The 3483-nt window shown below is 37.6% G+C and carries 2 protein-coding genes; both read right to left on the bottom strand.

All coding sequences use genetic code 11. The features are described from left to right. Nucleotides 1–95 precede the first annotated feature (95 nt). On the bottom strand, nt 96–1367 hold the full coding sequence (locus ABWO41_RS16735; protein WP_353140457.1) for a sugar MFS transporter: 1272 nt from the start codon (nt 1365–1367) through the stop codon (nt 96–98). 36 nt (nt 1368–1403) lie between these two features. Continuing rightward, complete coding sequence (gene nagB, locus ABWO41_RS16730; protein WP_353140455.1) at nt 1404–3332, bottom strand: glucosamine-6-phosphate deaminase; 1929 nt, start codon at nt 3330–3332, stop codon at nt 1404–1406. Nucleotides 3333–3483: the final 151 nt, after the last annotated feature.

Raw genomic sequence — 3483 nt, 5'->3', positions numbered from 1 at the left:
GAAAAGAGCTTCGATAATCCGAAGCTCTTTTCCCTGCTTTTTTCATAGATAGATTAAGAATATCTATGTAAGCACTAATATTGTGCCAAAATTATTTACTTTTTTAATCCAACTTTGTGTCCAGGACCTGAGTAATATAAAATTAAAAGGTAACAAGGTAAAGCAATCCAGTAAGCAGCATGCGAGCCTACGGAATGCGCTATTTGACCATATAAAAGAGGTATAACCGCACCACCTGCAATTCCCATAACCAATAGCCCCGAAGCAGCACTCGTAAATCTACCCACGCCTTTTAAAGCAAGAGGCCAGATAGCAGGCCATATTAAAGAGTTAGCCAAACCTAATAATGCTACAAAAAGCAAAGAAGTCATTCCGCTGGTAAAAACGATTCCCAAAGTAAAAGCAATTCCCAAAATAGCACATATTCTAAGTGCTTTGTCTTGCTGTAAATATTTAGGAATGGTAATAATGCCTATGATATAGCCAACAACCATTGCCACCATTGTAAATCCGGTAAAGAATTTAGCATCATCTAAAGAAATGCCCTGCGAAACACCATATGCAATGATGGTATCGCCCGCTAAAACTTCGACACCAACATAACAGAATAATGTAAAGAATCCCAAAATTACATGCGGGAAGTCCCAAACACTTTTTTTGTTTTCTGAAATAGTATGATGGTCTGTTGTTTCCTCTTCGTCTCCTTTTACCTCAGGAAGGTTAGCTCTTGAAATCCAGATCGACAATAAAATCAAAACGACCACAATTCCGATGTATGGATTTACAACCTGTAATGCAACCTGATCCAAAGCATTAGAATATTCCTCGGCAGACATGGTTCCAATTTGTTTGGTAAGCTTATCTGCTTCGCTCAGATTAAGAAACATACCTAGAATAATTGGTGCTGTAGCTCCCGCGAACTTATTACATATGCCCATTATACTTATTCTTTTCGCCGCCGTTTCAACAGGGCCAATAATAGTAATGTAAGGATTAGAAGCTGTTTGTAAAATAGCCAGTCCGCCTCCCAGAATGAATAATCCTAATAAGAATAGGAGATAGGTTCTAGAAAATGCTGCCGGAATAAACAATGCTGCACCTAAAGCCATTATTCCTAAAGAAATTGACATTCCCTTTTTAAATCCGAAAGTATTTAAAACCCACGTAGATACAGGGGCCATTACCAAATAGGCAATATAAAATGCAAAGGTCACAAAATAGGACTGTACTTCTGTTAATTCGCAGGCAATTCTCAAATAAGGAATTAAAAGAGAGTTAAGCCATGTTACGAAACCAAAAATAAAAAATAGGGCCCCTATGATTACCATAGGCCCTACAGTTGATTGTTTTGAAGTTTGATTCACCATAGATTTGGTTATAATTTAAGTTTAGTTGTTTTTAGTTTAAAACTCCCATTTTATGAAAGCCTCAATAGCTTCGTAATTAGCCAGACCTAAAGCGTCATAAGCCCGGGCCGTTTCACTAGTCCTTTCTTCAGCTCTAACCCAGAACTCTCTGGCATCATCACCAGGGAAAACAGGAAGATCTTTCTGAGATTGGTGTTTAAATATAGCTAAACGTTTTCTTTTTACCTCTTGTGGAGATAAAGGAACCGCCATTTCTATTTCATGAATTTCAAATTCATGCCATGCCCCTCTGTATAACCATAACCAGCAATCTTTAATCCATTCGTCACCATCTGCCTTAATGCGTTTTAAAGCCTGATATATGATATCGAAACATACTTTATGAGTTCCGTGTGGATCGGCAAAATCTCCGGCAGCAAAAACCTGCTGAGGTTTCACTTTGCGAAGCAATTCCATCGTCTCGTTAATATCATCTTCAAAAGAAACATTTTTAGAGAATTTAGTTCTGTCATAGAACGGAAGGTTCTGGAAATGGATGTTTTCGTCAGGAAGACCTGCGAAACGAGCGCCAGCTATAGCTTCTCCTTTACGGATAAGACCTTTTATAGTTCTAACTTCTTCTGTATCTACCTGGTTTGGCTTTTTTGTACTGAATATATTTCTGGTTTCTGAGTATAGATTTTCCAGTTTGGAAGCATCCAGACCTAAAGCTTTAGAATAATCAGAAGCAAATTCCATGAATCTTAACACATCTTCGTCCCATACCGCTGTATTTCCAGATGTTTGATAAGCTACGTGAACATTGTGTCCCTGATCTGCTAAACGGATAAAAGTACCGCCCATAGAAATTACATCATCATCTGGATGAGGAGAGAAGATAATAACGTTCTTTTTAGCTGGATTAGCTCTTTCCGGTCTTTGAGAATCGTCTGCATTAGGCTTACCACCCGGCCAACCGGTAATAGTATGTTGTATTTTATTGAATATATCGATGTTGATATTATAAACCGGGCCTTTCTCTGTAGCCAACTGAGCCATGCCATTATTGTTATAATCATCTTCGGTAAGCTTAAGGATAGGTTTGTTTAACTCTTTCGCTAACCAAACAACAGCTTTTTTAATCAACTGAGGTGTCCAGTCACAATCCTGAACTAACCAAGGAGTATCGAAACGGGTTAATTGAGAAGCAGCTTCTTTATCTAACACAAACTCTACGTTGCTGGAAAGCTGAAGGTAAGTAGCTGGTACTTCTGAAGAAATTTCACCCTCAACAGCTTTTTTTACAATGCTTGCTTTCTTTTCGTTCCATGCCATTAAAACAATTTCTCTGGCTTTGAAAATAGTACCAACCCCCATAGTGATGGCCTTTGTAGGAACATTCTCTTTACCTCCGAAATCCTTTGATGCATCTCTTCTTGTAAGGTCATTTAAAGTAACCATTCTGGTACCTGAGTTTGGTGCAGAACCAGGTTCGTTAAAACCAATGTGTCCGGTTCTACCAATTCCCAATACCTGAAAGTCAAGACCACCGTAAGAATTTATTTTAGCCTCGTATTCCATGCAAAATTTAGCAACATCTTCTTCTTTTAAAGTCCCATCAGGAATATTAATGTTTTCAGGATCAATATCAATGTGGTTGAAAAGCTTTTCGTTCATGAATGTTACGTAGCTTTGCTCTGCATCTGGTTTCATAGGATAGTATTCATCCAGATTAAATGTCACTACATCTTTAAAGGATAAGCCTTCTTCTTTATGCAAACGAATCAACTCTTTGTATACATTTACTGGAGTTGCTCCGGTAGCTAAACCTAAGACGGTGGTTTCTCCGCTTTTTTGCTTACTTTGAATAATTTCGGCTATGCGTTTTGCTACTGCTTTGGAGGCTATATACTGATCCTCATAAACACTAACTGCTACTTTCTCAAAACGTGTCTCTTCCAGAAGATTAAGACGCGTACTTTTCATGGCTACCATATATTTTTTATTTTACTTAAGAACTGTCTATACACAAATATATAAATATATTAATTTATATGTGTCCGAACACAACTAATTTATTTTATCCTTTTTTGCGCTTTTTGGATATCTCCTTACTCAGGTTATCCTATAATTCCAT

This window comes from Pseudopedobacter sp. (assembly GCF_040392825.1).
In the GTDB taxonomy this organism is placed as follows: Bacteria; Bacteroidota; Bacteroidia; order Sphingobacteriales; family Sphingobacteriaceae; genus Pseudopedobacter.
Note: the sequence above shows the minus strand (reverse complement) of the source record. Positions and strands in the feature narration are given on the sequence as shown.

Excerpts from the sequence above, each read along its gene's own strand:
- ABWO41_RS16735 (WP_353140457.1), bottom strand. The coding sequence starts at position 1,367 with ATGGTGAATCAAACTTCAAAACAATCAACTGTAGGGCCTATGGTAATC.
- nagB (WP_353140455.1), bottom strand. The coding sequence starts at position 3,332 with ATGAAAAGTACGCGTCTTAATCTTCTGGAAGAGACACGTTTTGAGAAA.